Origin of the sequence: Pseudomonas sp. HMSC076A11 (genome assembly GCF_001810205.1) — a bacterium.
GTDB classification, from domain to species: Bacteria; Pseudomonadota; Gammaproteobacteria; order Pseudomonadales; family Pseudomonadaceae; genus Pseudomonas; species Pseudomonas aeruginosa.
In genome coordinates, this window is the sequence record NZ_KV800314.1 from 321,019 (window position 1) to 336,898 (window position 15,880).

The 15,880-nt window shown below is 66.7% G+C and carries 18 protein-coding genes and 1 tRNA gene; 7 read left to right on the top strand and 12 right to left on the bottom strand.

Features of this window, described 5'->3' with window-relative positions; translation table 11 throughout:
* Positions 1-155: 155 nt before the first annotated feature.
* The 3 genes from HMPREF2716_RS19855 to thpR all read right to left on the bottom strand — a co-directional run bounded on the left by HMPREF2716_RS19855 (position 156) and on the right by thpR (position 2,940).
* On the bottom strand, positions 156-1,178 hold the full coding sequence (locus tag HMPREF2716_RS19855; RefSeq protein ID WP_003160579.1) for a lipase secretion chaperone: 1,023 nt from the start codon (positions 1,176-1,178) through the stop codon (positions 156-158).
* A gap of 49 nt (positions 1,179-1,227) precedes the next feature.
* The gene (gene lipA / locus HMPREF2716_RS19860; RefSeq protein WP_003090955.1) at positions 1,228-2,163 is read right to left on the bottom strand and encodes a triacylglycerol lipase; all 936 of its coding nucleotides are present in this window, start codon (positions 2,161-2,163) and stop codon (positions 1,228-1,230) included.
* 195 nt (positions 2,164-2,358) lie between these two features.
* On the bottom strand, positions 2,359-2,940 hold the full coding sequence (thpR, locus tag HMPREF2716_RS19865) for an RNA 2',3'-cyclic phosphodiesterase (protein WP_225037444.1): 582 nt from the start codon (positions 2,938-2,940) through the stop codon (positions 2,359-2,361).
* Positions 2,941-3,083: 143 nt separating this feature from the next.
* Between thpR and HMPREF2716_RS19870 the strand changes: the two genes are divergently transcribed.
* Positions 3,084-3,401 carry a hypothetical protein gene (locus HMPREF2716_RS19870; protein WP_003104187.1) on the top strand — a complete coding sequence of 106 codons (318 nt, stop codon included), beginning with the start codon at positions 3,084-3,086 and terminating at the stop codon, positions 3,399-3,401.
* Between the two features lie 12 nt (positions 3,402-3,413).
* Here the strand turns inward: HMPREF2716_RS19870 and greB are convergent, their stop codons facing one another.
* The 3 genes from greB to HMPREF2716_RS19885 are packed head-to-tail and all read right to left on the bottom strand — an operon-like array spanning position 3,414 to position 7,156.
* Positions 3,414-3,920: a transcription elongation factor GreB gene (gene greB, locus HMPREF2716_RS19875; protein ID WP_003090951.1), complete on the bottom strand. Its 507-nt coding sequence runs from the start codon at positions 3,918-3,920 to the stop codon at positions 3,414-3,416.
* A gap of 51 nt (positions 3,921-3,971) precedes the next feature.
* A complete protein-coding gene (locus tag HMPREF2716_RS19880; RefSeq protein WP_003122524.1) occupies positions 3,972-6,464 on the bottom strand; it encodes an ABC transporter permease in 2,493 nt (830 codons plus the stop codon).
* A gap of 8 nt (positions 6,465-6,472) precedes the next feature.
* On the bottom strand, positions 6,473-7,156 hold the full coding sequence (locus HMPREF2716_RS19885) for an ABC transporter ATP-binding protein (RefSeq protein ID WP_003119866.1): 684 nt from the start codon (positions 7,154-7,156) through the stop codon (positions 6,473-6,475).
* Positions 7,157-7,166: 10 nt separating this feature from the next.
* Between HMPREF2716_RS19885 and tesA the strand changes: the two genes are divergently transcribed.
* From tesA to HMPREF2716_RS19900, 3 genes are all read left to right on the top strand, one after another.
* Positions 7,167-7,772, top strand: coding sequence for an esterase TesA (gene tesA / locus HMPREF2716_RS19890; protein ID WP_003114753.1), 606 nt, complete (start codon positions 7,167-7,169; stop codon positions 7,770-7,772).
* Positions 7,773-7,827: 55 nt separating this feature from the next.
* Complete coding sequence (locus HMPREF2716_RS19895; protein WP_003090947.1) at positions 7,828-8,106, top strand: hypothetical protein; 279 nt, start codon at positions 7,828-7,830, stop codon at positions 8,104-8,106.
* Positions 8,107-8,183: 77 nt separating this feature from the next.
* Positions 8,184-9,155, top strand: coding sequence for a L,D-transpeptidase family protein (locus HMPREF2716_RS19900; RefSeq protein WP_003090946.1), 972 nt, complete (start codon positions 8,184-8,186; stop codon positions 9,153-9,155).
* Between the two features lie 123 nt (positions 9,156-9,278).
* Here HMPREF2716_RS19900 and oprI read toward each other — a convergent pair whose 3' ends face one another.
* Both oprI and HMPREF2716_RS19910 read right to left on the bottom strand, forming a co-directional pair.
* Complete coding sequence (gene oprI / locus HMPREF2716_RS19905; RefSeq protein WP_003090944.1) at positions 9,279-9,530, bottom strand: outer membrane lipoprotei OprI; 252 nt, start codon at positions 9,528-9,530, stop codon at positions 9,279-9,281.
* Positions 9,531-9,946: 416 nt separating this feature from the next.
* Positions 9,947-10,036, bottom strand: a tRNA-Ser gene (locus HMPREF2716_RS19910).
* A gap of 155 nt (positions 10,037-10,191) precedes the next feature.
* Between HMPREF2716_RS19910 and earP the strand changes: the two genes are divergently transcribed.
* Positions 10,192-11,322 (top strand): elongation factor P maturation arginine rhamnosyltransferase EarP, encoded by a 1,131-nt coding sequence (gene earP / locus HMPREF2716_RS19915; RefSeq protein WP_003143720.1) that lies wholly within the window; start codon positions 10,192-10,194, stop codon positions 11,320-11,322.
* Positions 11,323-11,364: 42 nt separating this feature from the next.
* Complete coding sequence (gene efp / locus HMPREF2716_RS19920; protein ID WP_003090942.1) at positions 11,365-11,931, top strand: elongation factor P; 567 nt, start codon at positions 11,365-11,367, stop codon at positions 11,929-11,931.
* An 87-nt stretch (positions 11,932-12,018) separates the two neighbouring features.
* Here efp and ohrR (HMPREF2716_RS19925) read toward each other — a convergent pair whose 3' ends face one another.
* The 3 genes from ohrR (HMPREF2716_RS19925) to HMPREF2716_RS19935 all read right to left on the bottom strand — a co-directional run bounded on the left by ohrR (HMPREF2716_RS19925) (position 12,019) and on the right by HMPREF2716_RS19935 (position 14,089).
* Positions 12,019-12,447 carry an organic hydroperoxide resistance protein OhrR gene (ohrR, locus tag HMPREF2716_RS19925; protein WP_003104171.1) on the bottom strand — a complete coding sequence of 143 codons (429 nt, stop codon included), beginning with the start codon at positions 12,445-12,447 and terminating at the stop codon, positions 12,019-12,021.
* 144 nt (positions 12,448-12,591) lie between these two features.
* Positions 12,592-13,047, bottom strand: a complete 456-nt coding sequence (gene ohrR, locus HMPREF2716_RS19930) for a hydroperoxide stress response transcriptional regulator OhrR (protein ID WP_003090940.1) — start codon at positions 13,045-13,047, stop codon at positions 12,592-12,594.
* Positions 13,048-13,132: 85 nt separating this feature from the next.
* The gene (locus HMPREF2716_RS19935) at positions 13,133-14,089 is read right to left on the bottom strand and encodes a LysR family transcriptional regulator (protein WP_003104167.1); all 957 of its coding nucleotides are present in this window, start codon (positions 14,087-14,089) and stop codon (positions 13,133-13,135) included.
* A 100-nt stretch (positions 14,090-14,189) separates the two neighbouring features.
* On the opposite strand from HMPREF2716_RS19935, the gene HMPREF2716_RS19940 reads away from it, so the two are divergent.
* Entirely contained in the window at positions 14,190-14,939 is a 750-nt protein-coding gene (locus tag HMPREF2716_RS19940; RefSeq protein ID WP_003114755.1) for a sulfite exporter TauE/SafE family protein, read from the top strand.
* A 1-nt stretch (position 14,940) separates the two neighbouring features.
* Here the strand turns inward: HMPREF2716_RS19940 and HMPREF2716_RS19945 are convergent, their stop codons facing one another.
* Complete coding sequence (locus HMPREF2716_RS19945) at positions 14,941-15,795, bottom strand: LysR substrate-binding domain-containing protein (protein ID WP_003090936.1); 855 nt, start codon at positions 15,793-15,795, stop codon at positions 14,941-14,943.
* Between the last annotated feature and the right edge of the window lie 85 nt (positions 15,796-15,880).

Consider the following 15,880-nt stretch of genomic DNA (forward strand, 5'->3'; position numbering starts at 1 on the left):
ACGAAAAAGGGCGGACACCTTCGGGTGGCCGCCCTTTTTCGTTGCGGCGCGCAGCACAAGGTTTCCGCCTCGCCGGCCACGCCAGGGCTGCACCCCTGAGGGTAGCGTTATCCGCCGAAGCGCCCTTCGCCGCGTTCTTGGCGTTTCCGTGTCGGTCAGCGCTGCTCGGCCTGGCGCATCTGTTCCAGCGCGCCCAGGCGCAAGCGTTCCTGTTCGCTGAAGCGCTCCTCGGCCAGGCGTTCGACCGCCGCGCGGCGGTCGGCTTCGCTCAGCCCGGTATTGCCTTCGATCCGGCTCTTCTCGGCGAAATAGTCGTCCAGCCGGCCCTTCCAGGCCGAGCGTTGCCGATCGAGTTGCTCCAGGCGGGTGGTGGCTTCGGCGCCCACCAGTTGCTGACGCATCTGGCGGATGGCTTCCGGGCCGGCGCCAGCGGCCTGGAGGGCGGCGGTCTGCTGCTGCAGTTCGCTTTGCAGTTGCGGCAGCACGCTTTCCTGCTGGTCTTCCGGCAGGCTGGCGCGCAGGCGGTCGATGGCGGCGGCCTTTTCCTCGGCGCTGAGCTTGCCGTCCTGGCGGATCGCCAGGCGCTCCAGGGTGAACTGGTTGTAGGTTTCCTCGTCGGCGAAGAACGCCACGTGCGCTTCGTTGCTGAAGATCCGCGCGCGCAGGGCTTTCACCGCGGCTTCCCGCTGGCGCAGGGCGTCGAGGTCGGCCAGGCGCGGCAGGTCGCGTTCGAGCAGCACCAGTTCCTTCTTGTAGTCGATGTATTGCTGCATCAGCGCCAACGCCTGGCCGCGCGCCGGCTCCTGGAGTTCGGCGGCGATGTAGGCGCGCAGGCGGTCCAGGCTTTGCTGCAGGGGCTCTTCGCCGACGGCGCTGAGGAAGTAGTCGAACAGGTTGCGGATGTCGCGGGTGATCAGCAGGTTGCCGCTGGCGTCGACACTGAAACTGCCATCGACGCTGGTGCCCCTGAAGGAGGTTGGCAGCGGCGCGACCTTGGCCGGCATGACCTGGGGGGCCGGCACCGCTTCTCCCGCGGAGGCTGCTGGCGGGGCGTGGACTGCGCCCGCCTGCGCGCTGGCCGGGGGCGCCGTCTCGGGTGCGGGGGAAGGTTCCAGCCAGACGAACCAGGCCAGGCTGGCGGCGAACGCCAGTGGAATCAGCAGGAGGATTTTCTTCACGCGAGGGGGCTTCCGGGAAAGGGCCGGGGCCGAGGCCCCGGCCGGGGTCCTACAGGCTGGCGTTCTTCAGGCGGTTGGCGTGCTGGCGGTAGACGCTGACCGGGCTGGTCTCGAACAGGCTGGTGAGGCCGAAGACCTGGTTCACCTCGTCCAGGTGGTTCATCCGGTAGTTGTCGCGGATCACCATGCCCAGGTGCGAACTGCAGGTGCCGACCAGGCCGTCGTTGGCGGTGCCGTTCTTGAAGGTCAGCGACGAGGCGCCGAGGAAGGCGTCGCTCGGATCGAGGAAGTTGGTCAGCGGCGAGGAACCGCTCCAGGAGTAATAGCTCACGCCGTTGACCTTGTAGGCGCCTTCGCCGCAGGCCGAGGTGGGGATGCCCTGCGGGTACTTGGCGTTGAAGCGCGCGGCACCCTCGCTGTTCAGCGACTCCAGCGAGCCCAGTGAATTCTGCGTACCGGTGCTGCCGCTGGAAAGGAAGCTGATCAGCGCGCCGAGGCTGTTGACCAGCCCGGAGAGGACTGCCTCGCCGGCCGAACCCGGTGGGATCTGGCGCAGGAAGTCGGCGGTGTCCGAACCCTTGTGCGGGGCGCCGACGCTGGTGGCGGAAGCGATCAGGTCGGGACGTACGGCGGCGACGTAGCGGATGGTCGGCCCGCCGTGGCTGTGGCCGATCAGGTTGACCTTGGGCTGGCCGCTGAGGGCGACGATTTCCTCCACCTGTTGCAGCAACTGCTCGCCGCGGACTTCCGAGGTGTCCAACTGGCTGACTTCGGTGACGTAGACCTGGGCACCGTCACGGCGCAAGGCGCTGGGAATGCCGAACCAGTAGTCGACGCCGAGGATATTGTCGAAGCCGAGCATGCCGTGGGCCAGCACGATGGGGTATTTGGTCTGGGTGTAGGTGCTGGCCTGGATCAGAGGGCTGGCAGCGAGAGAGGCGAGGCCGATGGCCAGGCCGAGGGGGAGCAGAGACTTCTTCTTCATGTTGTTCTCATCTCAGGTTGATGGGGCCGAGGGGCGCGTCCTGCCAGCCATCGCCCGAATCCTTCCGGGAGAACCGCTTCGCTGTCCCTTGCGCAGGAACCGTGCCAGCTTCGGCTTTTTTCCTCCAGGCCAGGAAATCCGCGGCTTCCTGGCGGCCGGTCATAACCTGCGTGGCAGAGCGGAAGAGGCGGGTTGTTACGGCGCGAAACGCTCGTTTGAATCTTCCCCGCACAACGCCCAGCGACCGAGTGTGCGGTAGCGCACGCCCGCTGCGTCGTTTTGCGAGCAAAACAGGCTGAAATGGTCGACCTGCCATACGAAGGTTGGGGGTGGCGGGGCGTCCTCCAGCGGCGCGGCATCGCGAGCCAGGGTCAGATGGGCGCTGAATGAGCGGGTTTCCACGGGCAGCTCCAGTTCGGCAAGGCCGGAGCGCAGGGCGCGGCGCAGGCGCAGGAGGGCGCCGGGCGGTTGGCTGGGGGCCAGCAGCAGGATGCCGTTTCTCCAGCGCAGCAGGCGGTCGAGATACAGGTCGAAGGGCGCGGCCTCGATGGCCGCGGCCATGTCCAGCAGGGCCTCGAGCCGAGCGGACGGGACCTGCCCGAGGAAGGCCAGGGTCAGGTGCAGGTTCGCCGTCGCCACCTGGCGTCCGGGCAGTGGCCGGTCATCGCGCCACCGGCCGATCCGCTCGGCGAGGGGAGGTGGGCAGGGCAGGGCGAAGAACAGGCGAAGAGAGCGATCGGGCATGGGCGCCTCCGCGTGTTTCTTGACAGTCTCCATGCGGCTTTTCTAGGATGCGCGTGCGCCGATTTAAACAGCAACTTGCGGGGCGCCCGGCAGCAGCCGAAATACCGCTAAAGCGCTGGCTCGGTGTTGCCTCTCACCGCTGTCCAGCGGGACCGAAGAGGCGGAGACATGACGTCATGACCTGTCCCAGCACGCAATTGCGCCTGGCACCCATCACCACCGGCCTGGTCCGGCGGAACCCGAGGATTCTCCTCAGCGGCCCGCACCAGCCGACCCTCGTCCGTTACCTCGAAGGCTGGCCGAAGCGCTGGAACGGTTCGCGTACCTTCCTTATCCAGTTCGCCCAGGACGGCAAGGACCTGGCGCGCTTCCCCAGCGACGCGTTCGACTTCGCCGTGGTCCAGGCCCCCGAGGCGGAAGACCTGGACCTGGTGGTCCGGCAACTGATCCGGGTCGCCCGCCAGGGCCTGATCACCCGCCGCATCCTGCGCTGAGCGCGTGGCCTCTCAGGGCGCCGGCGGATACTCGATCTCAACGACGAACCAGAGCTTTTCCCCGGCCGGGGTGCGCACCAGCACCTCGGCGTCCAGCTCCTTGCCGACCAGTGCGCGGGCGAGCGGCGAGTCGATGCTGATCTGGTTGTTGCGCAGGTCCAGTTCGTCGGGGCCGACGATGCGATAGCGGGCCTGCTCGCCGTCTTCGTCTTCCAGGGTCACCCAGGCGCCGAAGTACACCCGGTTCGGATCCGCCGGCCGCTCGCCGACCACTTTTAGGTTCTCCAGGCGCTTGCGCAGGAAGCGCACGCGACTGTCGATCTCGCGCAGCATCTTCTTGCCGTAGATGTATTCGGCGTTTTCCGAGCGATCGCCGAGGGCGGCGGCTTCGCTGACCGCCTGGGTCACCTGGGGACGGCGCACGTGCCAGAGTTCATGCAGCTCTGCGCGTAACCGCGCGGCGCCCTCCGGAGTGATCAGCGGGGTGCCGGCGGTGCGCGGTGGACGATAGCGACTCATGGTTCGGGTGGTTCCACAAATGAACGGATGAAAGCCTGCCAGTGTATCCGATCAGCCCTCGCGCAGGACCCGCAGCGGGCTGCTGTTGAGGGCGCGACGGGTACCCAGCAGGCCGGCGCCGCCTACCAGCACGGCGCCTACCAGAGGCAGCGCGAGCAACCAGGGGTGCGCTTGCCACGGCAGGTCGAAGACCAGTCGGTAGAGCAGCAGGCTGACCGCCTCGCAGCCGAGCGCCGCGAGCAGGCCGCTGACTGCGCCGAGCAGGGCGAACTCGACCCGCCGGGTACGTTGCAGCAACTCGCGCTCGGCACCCAGCGCGCGCAGCAGGGCACCCTGGCGCACGCGCTCGTCGAGGGTCGCCTGGAGACCGGCGAAGAGCACCACGAAGCCCGCCGCGAGAACGAACACCAGCACGTACTCCACGGCCAGGGTGACCTGGTCGAGGATGCTCCGCAGCTGGCTCAGCAGGGCGTCTACCGGCAGCAGGGTGACGGTGGGGAAGGCGCGGGCCAGTTCGATCAGGTCGCGTTCCTGGCTGGCCGGCAGGTAGAAGCTGGTCAGGTAGGTCACCGGCAGGTCGGTCAGGGTGCCGGGCTGGAAGACCATGAAGAAGTTCGGCTGGAAATTGTCCCACTTCACCTTGCGCAGGCTCTGGACCTGGACCTCGCGATTCTGCCCGGCGACGCTGAAGGTGAGCCGGTCGCCGACCTGGATACGCAGGTTGGCGGCCAGCTTCTCTTCCACCGACACGCCCGGCAGGGCCCCCGGCTGCGGCGCGCTCCACCAGCGTCCGGCGGTGAGCTGGTTGCCGGAGGGCAGTCGCTCCGACCAGGTCAGGCCGAGGTCGCGCTGCAGGGCACGCTCGCTGCGCACGTCTTCGTCGAGCGCCTGGACCGGCTTGCCGTTCACCGCTACCAGGCGCCCGGGAACCATGGGGAACAGCGGCTCGGCGCCGGGGGAGAGCTTTTGCACGCGACGTTCGAAGGCGTCCTTTTCCGTCGGCAGGATGTTCAGGGCGAAATGGTTGGGGGCGTCCGGCGGCAACTGGGCCTGCCAGGTATCCAGTAGTTCGCCGCGAAGCAGGGCGATCAGGGCCATGGCCAGCAGGATCAGGCCGAAGGCCAGGCTCTGTCCGGCGGCGGCCAGCGGGTGCCGCAACAACTGGCCGAGTCCCAGCCGCCATGGCAGGCTGGCACGCGCCAGTGCCCGGCGCAGGCCGTTCAGGCCGAGCAGCAGGAGGGCGCCGAGCACCAGCGTGGCGACCAGGCCGCCGCCGAGCAGGGCGAGGGTCAGCTTCAGGTCGAGACTCAACCGCCACATGATCAGGCCCAGGGCGAGCAGGGCGCAGGCGTAGGCCATCCAGGTGCGCATCGGCACCGGCAGCAGGTCGCTGCGCAGGACCCGCAACGGCGGTACCCGGCCCAGGGCTGCCAGCGGCGGCAGGGCGAAGCCGGCCAGCGCTACCAGGCCGGTGGCGATCCCGGCGAAGGCGGGGAACAGGCCGCCGGCTGGTACGTCCGGCGGCAGCAGCGTGGCGAGCAGGCGGAACAGGCCGAGCTGCGCCAACCAGCCGAGCAGGGCGCCGATGGCGCTGGCGAGCAGGCCCAGCAGCAACAGTTGCAGCGCGTAGAGGAGCAGGGTTTCGCTGCGCGACAGACCGAGGCAGCGCAGCAGCGCGCTGGCGTCGTAGCGCCGTGCAGCGAAACGGGCGGCGGACAGCGCCACGGCGACGCCGGCGAGCAGCACCGCGGCCAGGCTGGCCAGGTTCAGGTAGCGCTCGGCGCGGCCGAGGGCATCGCCCACCTGGCGGTTGCCGTCGCGGGCATCCTGCAGGCGCTGGTTGGCGGCGAGGCTGCCCTTGACCTGCTGGCGATAGGCCTGGAGGGCTTCCGGCGGGCCTTCCCACAGATCGCGGTAGCGCACCCGGCTGCCCGGCTGGACCACCCCGGTGGCATCGAGGTCGGCCAGGCTCATCATGGCGCGGGGCGTCAGGCTGTAGAAGTCGCCGGCGCGGTCCGGCTCGTAGGTAAGGATGCGCGCGATGCGCAGCGGCTTGCGGCCGATCTCGATGCTGTCGCCGACCTTCAGGTCGAGGCTGACCAGCAGGCGCGATTCGACCCATACCTCGCCCGCCTGCGGACGACCGCCGGCCTGCTCGGCGGCGAACGGCGCGGCAGCGCTCTTGAGCTGGCCGCGCAGGGGGTAGCGGTCGCCGACCGCCTTGATGCTGCTGAGCTGGATGCCCTGGTCGGTGGCGATCACGCTGGAAAACTCGACGCTGTCGGCGTGGCGCAGGCCCAGACGGGTGCCGCGTTCGATCTGTTCGGCGCTTGCCGGCTGGGTACCGTTGAGCACCAGGTCGGCGCCGAGGAACTCGGCGGCGCGGGCGAGCATGGCGCCGTTCAGGCGGGCGCTGAAATAGCCGATGGCGGTGCTCGAGGCGACCGCGATCAGCAGGGCGAAGAACAGCACGCGCAGCTCGCCGCTGCGCGACTCGCGGAACAATTGGCGACCGGCGAGGCTCAGCAGGCGGGAGAGGGGCACCGGCTTCATCAGGGTTCGACCCGGTCGATCAGGCGTCCGCTTTCCAGACGGATCAGGCGCCGGCAGCGATGCGCCAGACGCTCGTCGTGGGTAACCAGGACCAGGGTGGTACCGCGTTCGCGGTTGAGTTCGAAGAGCAGATCGCTGATCCGCTCGCCGGTGGCGCTGTCGAGGTTGCCGGTGGGTTCGTCGGCGAACAGCACGTCCGGCTGCGCCGCGAAGGCACGGGCAATGGCGACCCGCTGCTGCTCGCCGCCGGAGAGCTGGCGCGGATAGTGGCCCAGGCGTTGGCCGAGGCCGACTCGCTCAAGCAGTTCTCTGGCGCGCTGGCGAGCGTCGGCGCGGCCTTCCAGTTCCAGGGGCAGCATCACGTTCTCCAGCGCATCGAGGCTGTCGAGCAACTGGAACGACTGGAACACGAAGCCTACATGGGCCGCGCGGACGCGCGCCCGCTGGTCCTCGTCGAGGTCGCCGAGGGCGTGCCCGGCTAGACGGACCTCGCCGCCGCTGGGCTGGTCGAGCCCGGCGAGCAGGCCGAGCAGGGTCGACTTGCCGGAGCCGGAGCTGCCGACGATCGCCAGGCTGTCGCCGCGGGCGAGGTCGAGGGAGAGGTCGTGAAGGATGGTCAACTTGCCTTCCGCGCTACCGACAACCTTGCTAAGGTTCTGCGCGTTGAGAATGCTGGCGCTCATGGAGGTTCCGATGCGTGCATTGCTGTTGAGCGGCTGCCTGGCCCTGGTCCTGCTGACCCAGCAGGCCGCGGCGCAGACGCTGTTGGTCGTGGGCGATAGTATCAGCGCCGCTTTGGGACTGGATACCAGCCAGGGCTGGGTCGCCCTGTTGCAGAAGCGCCTCGCCGACGAAGGTTACGACTACCGGGTGGTGAACGCCTCGATCAGCGGCGACACCTCCGCGGGCGGCCTGGCGCGCCTGCCGGCGCTGCTTGCCGAGGAGAAGCCGGCGCTGGTGGTGATCGAGCTGGGAGGCAACGACGGGCTGCGCGGAATGGCACCGGCGCAATTGCAACAGAATCTTGCCAGCATGGCGCAAAAGGCCCGGGCGGAAGGAGCGAAGGTGCTGCTGCTGGGTATCCAGTTGCCACCGAACTACGGCCCGCGCTACATCGAGGCCTTTTCCAGGGTCTACGGCGCGGTCGCGGCGCAGGAAAAGACCGCCCTGGTGCCGTTTTTCCTCGAAGGGGTCGGCGGGGTCCAGGGGATGATGCAGGCGGATGGCATCCATCCGGCGCTCGCCGCCCAGCCGAGGCTCCTGGAAAATGTCTGGCCGACGCTGAAACCGCTGCTTTGAGACTTCCCCGGGAAACCGCTTTCGGCTAAGGTTGCGCACCCCTCAGGAGCCCCCCATGCCGCGTCCCGCCTGGACCCTCTACGCCTATCAACTGATCGAGCCCGACGATCAGCTGGACCTGTTCGCCTGTCGCGAGGTCCGGGTGCATGTGGTGGCGCGTCAGCTGGAGCTGGATACCCCGGCGGACCGCACGCTTTGCGGCAAGCTGCTGCCGGCCCAGCCGCGCTGGCAGCCGCTGGAACGGGCGCGTCTGCGCGACCGGCTGCTGTGTCCCGATTGCCGGAAACAACTGGAGGCGGAAAAGCGCGGGGAGCGCCTGTCCTGGTTGGTCTGAGCCCTCCCGGTGAAACCTGGCGGGGTGTTACACTGTCTTTCCTACTCCTTCATCGCACTCGCCAAGGATTCTCCGGAATGTTGTCGCGCGTACCCGTTGTCTCACTGTCTTTCGCCGCGCTGCTTTCGGCCGGCTCCGCATCGGCCCTGGAACTGCAGCTCCCGCCTCCGGGCGAGGACGTCGTCGGCCAGGTCCAGGTGATCAAGGCCAAGTACGAGGACACTTTCGCCGACCTCGGCGAGCAGTACAACCTGGGCTACAGCGAAATGGTCGCCGCCAACCCCGGTGTCGATCCCTGGCTGCCGGGCGTCGGCACCGAGGTGATCATCCCTACCCGCTTCGTGCTGCCGCCTGGCCCGCGCGAAGGCGTGGTGATCAACCTGGCCGAATACCGCCTGTACTACTACCCGAAAGGGCAGAACGTGGTGCACACCTATCCGCTGGGCATCGGCCGCGAGGGCTGGGGTTCGCCGATCGCGAACACCCGCATCACCGCCAAGACCAAGGACCCGGCCTGGTATCCGCCGGCCTCGATCCGCGCCGAGCACGCCGCCGATGGCGATCCGCTGCCGACCGTGGTGCCGCCGGGCCCGGACAATCCGCTGGGGCCGTACAAGCTGACCCTGGGCGTGCCGGGCTACCTGATCCATGGTTCGAACAAGAAGTTCGGCATCGGCACCCGCACCAGCCATGGCTGCTTCCGCATGTACAACGCCGACGTGACCCACCTGTTCTCGATGATCAGCGTCGGCACCAGCGTGCGTATCATCAACGAGCCCTACAAGTTCGGCGTGAGCAACGGCAAGGTCTACCTGGAGGCGCATACGCCGCTGAACGACCATGGCGACCCGTCGGTGGTGGACAAGCACACCGCGGTGATCAACACCCTGCTCAAGCGCGACGACCTGGCCAAGCGTATCCAGTTGAACTGGGACGTGGTCCGCGAAGTGGTGGCCTCGGAGGATGGCGTGCCGGTGGAAATCGCCCAGGAATCGGCGCCGGCGATGACCGCGACGGTGGATAGCGATCCTACCCAGCTTACGCCCTGACGGAGAGCGTCGAGGCAGAGGCCCGCGTACCCGCAAGGGACGCGGGTTTTTTCATGCCCGGCGAAACGCAGGCATAAAAAAACCGGCCCCGAGGGACCGGTTTTCAACAGGTCGTGAGACCTATTACTTGCGGCTGGCTTTTTCCAGCATGCGCAGGGCACGCTCGTTAGCCTCGTCAGCGGTCTGCTGAGCTTTCTGAGCAGCGCCCAGAGCTTCGTCAGCCTTGCGATAGGCTTCGTCAGCGCGAGCCTGAGCACGAGCAGCTGCGTCTTCGGTAGCGGTCAGACGAGCTTCGGTTTCTTTGGAGTGGCTGCTGCAACCGGTGGCCAGAACAGCAGCCAGAGCCAGAGCAGAGAATTTCAGAACGTTGTTCATCGTGTTCCCCTTAAGGTGGACATTTCCATAACAGCAATCTCCCCAGCCGGGGAAATTAGCCGGCTACATACTACCCATTACTTGTAGTAAGTAAACTGACCAAGCGCAAGCCGAGCAACTTTTTTTTTAGTCCCCCCGACTTTAGCAGTAGTTGGAGTGTCGTTTGTTCAAAAAATATCCAGCGTGCGGCGCAAGTAAGCAATTTCCCGGACCTTGGGTAGAGTTGCTGCAAGAGGCGGGGGATGAGGGCTGCCGGGTTGTCGAGAATGTTCCGCCGGAGTGGCTGGCGCTTATCGACTTGGCGGGGAGTGGCAAGTAACAACTAAGTTGCCAGCATGTTGCCGGAAATGCCGTAAGTATTGGTGCGGAAATGAAAAAGGCCCGGCTAACTTGATTAGCCGGGCCTTCTTGCGATCTGGCGGTGAGGGAGGGATTCGAACCCTCGATACGGTTTCCCGTATACACACTTTCCAGGCGTGCTCCTTCAACCACTCGGACACCTCACCAGGTTCTCGACAGCGCCGTGTCTGTCGAGGCGCGCAATTTACTCGAACATTTCCCGCTTGGCAAATATTTTTTTAACTTTTTCATCGGCTTAGGTCGTCGGAGGAAAGTCCGCGGGGTGCCTTGGTAGACTGCCGGGCACGAAGAGGAGAGGCGGATGGCGAGCTGGGACATTTTCTGTAGCGTGGTCGACAACTATGGCGACATCGGCGTCACCTGGCGCCTGGCTCGCCAACTGGCCGCCGAGCACGGTCAGGCCGTGCGCCTGTGGGTGGACGAGCCGCAGGCCTTCGCCCGGATCTGTCCGCGGGCGGACCCGGCGGCGCACGTGCAGTGCCTGGATGGGGTCGAAGTGCGTGCCTGGGGCCGACCGTGGGCACCGGTGGCGGCCGCCGATGTGGTGATAGAGGCCTTCGCCTGCGAACTGCCGGAGGCGCACCGGCAGGCCATGCGCGAGCGCAAGCGGCCGTCCCTGTGGCTGAACCTGGAGTACCTGAGTGCCGAGGAATGGATCGGCAGTTGCCACGCATTGCCGTCGCTGCAGGCGTGCGGGCTTTCCAAGTACTTCTTCTTTCCCGGGTTCCGCGAGCCCAGTGGCGGCCTGTTGCGCGAGGCCGGCCTGCTGGAACGTCGGCGCCGTTTCCAGGCCTCCGTCTCGGCGCAGGATGAGTTTCTCGCCTCCCTCGGCGTGCGGCGGAAGGTTGGCGAGCGACTGATTTCGCTGTTTGCCTACGAAAACCCGGCGCTGCCTGGTTGGCTGGAACAACTGCGCGACGCCCGCCAGCCGAGCCTGCTGCTGGTGCCGGAGGGGCGGGTGCTGGCGGATGTCGCCGATTGGCTGCGGGTGGCTACCCTGGCCGTCGGGGACGTCCACGTGCGCGACGCGTTGCGGGTCCAGGTGCTGCCGTTCATGGCGCAGGACGACTACGATCGCCTGTTGTGGTGCTGCGACCTGAACGCGGTGCGCGGCGAGGATTCCTTCGTTCGCGCGCAGTGGGCGGGACGGCCGCTGCTCTGGCACATCTATAGACAGGAAGAGGAGGCGCACCTGGCGAAGCTCGAGGCATTCCTCGAACTCTATTGCGCCGGCCTGCCCGCCGACCTGGCGGAAAACCTGCGCACCTTCTGGCTGGCGTGGAACGCCGGCGGTGGACTTGCCGGGGCCTGGGAGGGGCTGGAGAGGCAACTGCCCGAGTGGCGTCGGGAAGCGCAGCGCTGGGCCGACGAACAGGGCATGCGTCCGGATCTTGCGGCAAGGCTGGTGCAATTTTACGCAGATTGGCTATGATACGCGGCCTGATTTTTTGTCTTTCATCCATCGGATATTCGTATGAAAACCGCTCAAGAGTTCCGCGCCGGCCAGGTTGCCAACATCAATGGCGCTCCCTGGGTCATCCAGAAGGCCGAGTTCAACAAGTCCGGCCGTAACGCTGCCGTCGTCAAGATGAAGCTGAAGAACCTGCTGACCGGCGCCGGTACCGAGACCGTGTTCAAGGCCGACGACAAGCTGGAGCCGATCATCCTCGATCGCAAGGAAGTGACCTACTCCTACTTCGCCGACCCGCTGTACGTCTTCATGGACAGCGAGTTCAACCAGTACGAGATCGAGAAAGACGATCTGGAAGGCGTGCTGACCTTCATCGAAGACGGCATGACCGACATCTGCGAAGCCGTGTTCTACAACGACAAGGTGATCTCGGTAGAGCTGCCGACCACCATCGTTCGCCAGATCGCCTACACCGAGCCGGCCGTCCGCGGCGACACCTCGGGCAAGGTGATGAAGACCGCGCGCCTGAACAACGGCGCCGAGCTGCAGGTTTCCGCGTTCTGCGAAATCGGCGACTCGATCGAGATCGATACCCGCACCGGCGAGTACAAGTCCCGCGTCAAGGCCTGATCCTTTCGTGCGACGAGAAAAAGCCCGGCATTCGCCGGGCTTTTTCGTTTCCGCTGTCCGCCGCCGCGGCGCGGAGAGTCGGAAGCTTCAGACCGACACGTTCAGGCGTACGTCGATATTGCCGCGGGTAGCGTTGGAGTAGGGGCAGACCTGGTGGGCGGCGGCTACCAGCGCTTCGGCGGCTTCGCGCTCCAGGCCCGGCAGGTTGATGTGCAGTTCGACCTCCAGGCCGAAGCCGCCGGGAATCTGGCCGATGCCGACCTTGCCGGTTATCGAGGCGTCGGCGGGAAGGGTCTGCTTGCGCTGGCCGGCAACGAACTTCAGGGCTCCGATGAAGCAGGCGGAGTAGCCGGCGGCGAACAGTTGTTCCGGGTTGGTGGCCGCGCCGCCCTGGCCGCCCAGTTCGCGCGGAGTGCTGAGTTTCACGTCGAGCACGCCGTCCGAGGATACCGCACGGCCGTCACGGCCTCCGGTGGCGGTTGCGGTTGCGGTGTAGAGAGCCTTGATGGTTTGCATGAGGGTCACCTGTCTGATTTGTACGTTAAGTTCTTGCGCGCTAAGTAAGTGCGTGAAGTGAAATTTATCGCCATGTTATTTTGTGCGCAAGATAAATCGTTGGAAGATTTGGCGATAAAAACCAGACAGGTAGGTATAAGCCCCTCAATCCGGTGCTTGCAGGTTGCCGCGCAGGGCCAGCAGCTCATCCTTTAGGGCGACCAGTTGTGGCAAGTCGAGGCCGGTACTCTCCAAGATGCAGGCGGGAATGCTCTCGGCCTGTCGCTGCAGGGCGCGGCCCTTGTCGGTCAGGCGCAGCAGGACTACCCGCTCGTCTTCGCTGCTGCGAGTGCGGGTAATCAGACCTTCGCCCTCCAGGCGCTTGAGCAGAGGCGTGAGCGATCCCGGGTCGGTAAGCATGCGTGCGCTGATTTCGCCCACGGTCAGGCCGTCGCGTTCCCACAGCACCAGCATGGCGATGTACTGCGGATAGGTGAGGCCGAGCGCTTGCAGCAGGGGCTTGTAGACCTTGGTCATCTGCAGCGAGGTGGAATACAGGGCGAAGCACAGCTGGTTGTCCAGCTTGAGCTGCTCGCAAGGGGTGGTGGGCAGTCGGGACATGGCTGTCTTCCAAGTAAGTAGGGCACTGTGCATGAATTTAGCGTAGTGGCTATTGGCTTTCCAGGTTTCCCGCCGGGTGGTGTCCTCAGCGCTCGCCGAGACGCTGCTGCAGGGCCTGGTCCCAGGGCGGCGGAAAGCCGAAGCGCTCGCGGAGGAAAGCCAGCAGCAGACGGGTTCGCGAACTGGCTTCGCGTTCCAGGCGCAGGGCATAGATGCAGGTGGGCTCGGCGGCGGGCAAGCCGTCGTCGCAGAACAGCGCCTGCAGTTCGCCGCGCAGCAGGTACTCGCTGCACAACCAGGTCGGCAGGTGGGCGATGCCGAGGCCGGCCAGCGCCGCGTCGACCATCGCTTCGGCGTTATTGGTGGCCAGCCGCGCCCGTTTCGGCCGCAGGTGCTGGAGCTTGCCGTCGTGCTGGAAGCGCCAGGCATAGGGTGGCGACAGGTTGTCCCAATCGATGCCGGCATGCTCCGGCAGTTCGCCTGGGGATGCGGGAACGCCGTGTTCGCGCAGGTATTCCGGGCTGGCGCAGACCACCCGCACCATCGGCGCCAGCGAGGTGGCCACCAGGCGGCTGTCGGGTAGCGGGCCGGCGCGCAACACCAGGTCGACCTCGCCGAGATGTTCGCCCTGCAGGTCGATGAAGCTGCCGATCAGGCGCAATTGCACGTCGAGGCCGGGGTTGGCCTTGAGGAAGTCGGCGACCGCCGGGGCCAGGTGGCGGCGGCCGAAGGGCACCGGCGCATCGATACGGATCAGGCCCTGCGGCGCGGTGCTCAGGGACACCGCTTCGGCACGGGCCAGGCGCAGTTCGGTGACGATCCGCCGGGCGCGGTCGGCGAAGGCCAGGCCGGCCGGAGTAGCGCGCACCGCATGGGTGGTGCGCACCAGCAGAGTGCTGCCGACGGCGCGTTCCAGGGCGTCCATCCGGCGCGCCACGGCGGACGGGGTGAGCGGGTGCTTGCGCGCAGCGGCGGAGAAGCTGCCGCCATCGAGGACATCGAGGTAGAGAACGAACTGTTCGCTGAGGGTATCGGGCAACATGCTCATGCCTTTGCGTAATTGGCATAGCCATTGTGCTTTCTTGTGCGTTTCCCATCCAGCCACGCTTGCCTAGCATGGAGGCGTCGAAAGAGGGGCTGACATGCTGGATGTATTTCTCGATTTCCTGCTGGGGATGGTGCTCGGTTGCCTGGGCGGTCTGTTCGGGATAGGCGGCGGCTTGCTGGCGATCCCGGCGCTGGGGGTGATCTTCGGTCTCGACCAGCAACTGGCGCAGGGTACCGCGCTGGTGATGGTGGTACCGAACGTGGTGCTGGCGTTGTGGCGCTACCACCAGCGCAACCGCATCGATCCGCGCCAGGCCGGAGTCCTTGCCCTGACCGGCCTGCTTTGCGCGTTCCTGGCGTCCAGCGTGGCCGCGCGGATCGATGCGGCGCGGATGCGCGAAGCGTTCGTGATCTTCCTCCTGGCGCTGGCCGGCTACATGTTCTGGCGCCTGTTCCGGCGCCCGCCGCAGGGCGGCGCGACGCCGCGCTACGGTTTGCCCTGGATGGGCGTGCTGGGCCTTGGCGCGGGCTCGCTCGGCGGGCTTTTCGGGGTCGGTGGCGGGGTGCTGGCGACACCGGTGCTGACTTCGGTGTTCGGCCTCGCCCAGGTCGTCGCCCAGGGCCTCGCGCTGGCCCTGGCCGCGCCGAGCACGGCGGTGGCGCTGGGGACCTATGCCATGCACGGCCATGTCGACTGGCGGATGGGGATCCCCCTGGCGCTGGGCGGCCTGCTGAGCATTTCCTGGGGCGTGAGGCTGGCCCACGCCTTGCCCGAGCGCAGCCTGCGCATGGCCTTCTGCGCCTTCCTCGCATTGTGCGCGGTGCTCCTGCTGGTGCGCGGTTGAGTCAGAGACGGAAGCCCTCGCCGATGTATTCGGCGAGCTTCTCGGTGACCGGTGACTGGCTGTGCGGGTTGCGCATCAGCATGATGCTGGCCGAGGGCAGGGCGGGCAGGCCCTCGCTCTCGTCGAGGATGCGCAGGTTGCCGGTGAGCAGGCTGCGCAGTTGCACGGTCACGGCGAGGCCGGCGCTGACCACCGCGAACAGCGCCGACAGGCTGGGGCTGCTGTAGGCGATGCGGTAGTCCAGTTCCGCCGCCTCCAGGGCGTTGCAGGCCCAGGCCCGGCAAAAGCAGGTGGTGTTGAACATGGCCAGCGGGATCGGCCGCTGGTCGTGGGGGCAGAAGCCCTCGGCGGCCATCCAGACGAAGGGCTCCTGGCGCAGCAACTGGCCGATCTCTGTGCCCGGCTCGCGGGTGACGATGGACAGGTCGAGGTCGTTGCGCGCCAGCAGGTTGAGCGAGGTGTCGCAATGCACCTCGACCTGCACCAGCGGATAGGCTTCGGCGAAGCGCGACAGGATCGCCGGGAGGAAGCGCATCACGTAGTCGTCCGGGGTGCCGATGCGCACCGAGCCGACCATGTGCGGGCGGCGCAGGGTGTTGAACACCTCGCCGTGCAGCTTGAGGATCCGCCGGGCATAGCCGAGCAGCACCTGGCCTTCGGCGGTGAGGCGGGTCTGCCTTCCGTCGCGCTCGAACAGCGAGCGCTGCAGGACGTCCTCTTCGAGCCGCTTCATCTGCATGCTGACCGCCGACTGGGTGCGATTCACCGCCTCCGCGGCGCGGGTGAAACCACCGTGCTCGGCGATGGCGACGAAGGTGCGGAGCAATTCCGTATCGATGCCGGGCTGGTAGCTCATTCATCAATCTCCAAGATGCATTGCATAAGAATGATTCGTTGGATTGATCCTATGCCTGGCGGGACACTGTGCCTATCCCGAACGG